The following is a 1,314-nucleotide window of genomic DNA, read 5'->3' as shown; positions in this document are numbered from 1 at the left end:
TGCGGTTTCAAGCCATCGATGCAACACCTCTTTGAGTGAGGAGTGTTGTGATGCCCCATCGTGCGATTCAGCCTTCGATTGTGCGTGCTTTTTGGGACCAGGTCCGCCTTGTTGGTAGTCCCGTTACTGCTGCGGCGGCTGTGGGTGTGTCACGTAACGCTGGGCGGAAGTGGTTCGGTGATGCTGGCGGGGTGAAACCTCGTGTCAGCAAACCCAAAACTGATGGACCGCGGCCACGGTTGACCCTCGCCGACCGGGTGGAGATCCAGGTCGGTGTGGCTCGCAATGAGTCGCTGCGTTCCATCGCACGACGGCTCAACAGAGCCCCGTCGACGATCAAACGCGAACTCGACCGCAACGTCGCCAACAAGTACGACGGCCGTAAATCCGGATACCGCCGCAAAGAGGCGTTCGGGGCTCGCCAGAGCGGGCGCAGTTCCACGGTGCACTACGACGCCTTGGCTGCTGAGCGCTCCGCGGCGCGGCGGGCCCGGCGTCCCAAGACGCGCAAGTTCATCAACGACAGGCTCCGCAATGAGGTGCAGACTCGGTTGCAACAGCATCACAGCCCGCAGCAGATTGCTAAGCGGCTGCGCAATGACTTTCCCGACGATCCGGAGATGCGGGTGTCCCACGAAGCCATCTATCAGGCGATCTACGTGCAAGGACGTGGTTCGTTACGCCGCGAACTCCACAACTGTCTGCGCACCAAACGCGCGGTTCGCCGGCCTCAGCATCAACCCGGCACCCGCCGTAGCCGCATCCGGGACATGATCAACATCAGCGAGCGCCCGGCCGAGGTCGCCGATCGCGCCGTCCCGGGACATTGGGAGGGCGATCTCATCCTGGGCAGCACCCGATCCGGCTCGGCCATCGGCACTCTGGTCGAACGCACCACCCGGTTCGTGATGCTGCTGCACCTACCGAATGGCCACGGCGCCCTCGCGGTGCAAAACGCCATCGTCGAAAAGATGGCCCAGTTGCCCCAGCAACTGCGTCGCTCACTGACCTGGGATCAAGGCTCTGAGATGGCCAATCATGTCGCCATCGCCAAGGCCACCGAACTCGCCATCTATTTCTGCGACCCGCACTCGCCCTGGCAACGCGGCAGCAACGAAAACACCAACGGCCTGCTGCGCCAATACTTTCCCAAGGGCAGCGACCTATCGATCTACCCGGACCACTACCTCGACTACGTCGCAGCCGAACTCAACGGCCGACCCCGCAAAACCCTCGACTGGAAAACACCCGCCGAAGCCCTCGACGAACTACTGTCAAACCCGCCCACCGTTGCATCGACCGCTTGAAACCGCC

The 1,314-nt window shown here is 62.6% G+C and carries 1 protein-coding gene; it reads left to right on the top strand.

Going from position 1 to position 1,314, the window contains the following annotated elements; all coding sequences use genetic code 11:
• The first annotated feature begins 50 nt into the window (after window positions 1-50).
• On the top strand, window positions 51-1,307 hold the full coding sequence (locus BST27_RS30420) for an IS30 family transposase (RefSeq protein WP_069422683.1): 1,257 nt from the start codon (window positions 51-53) through the stop codon (window positions 1,305-1,307).
• Window positions 1,308-1,314: the final 7 nt, after the last annotated feature.

Source organism: Mycobacterium intermedium (genome assembly GCF_002086275.1).
Classification (GTDB): domain Bacteria; phylum Actinomycetota; class Actinomycetes; order Mycobacteriales; family Mycobacteriaceae; genus Mycobacterium; species Mycobacterium intermedium.
The sequence above is the reverse complement of the archived record's forward strand: the minus strand, read 5'-3'. Positions and strand labels throughout refer to the sequence as shown.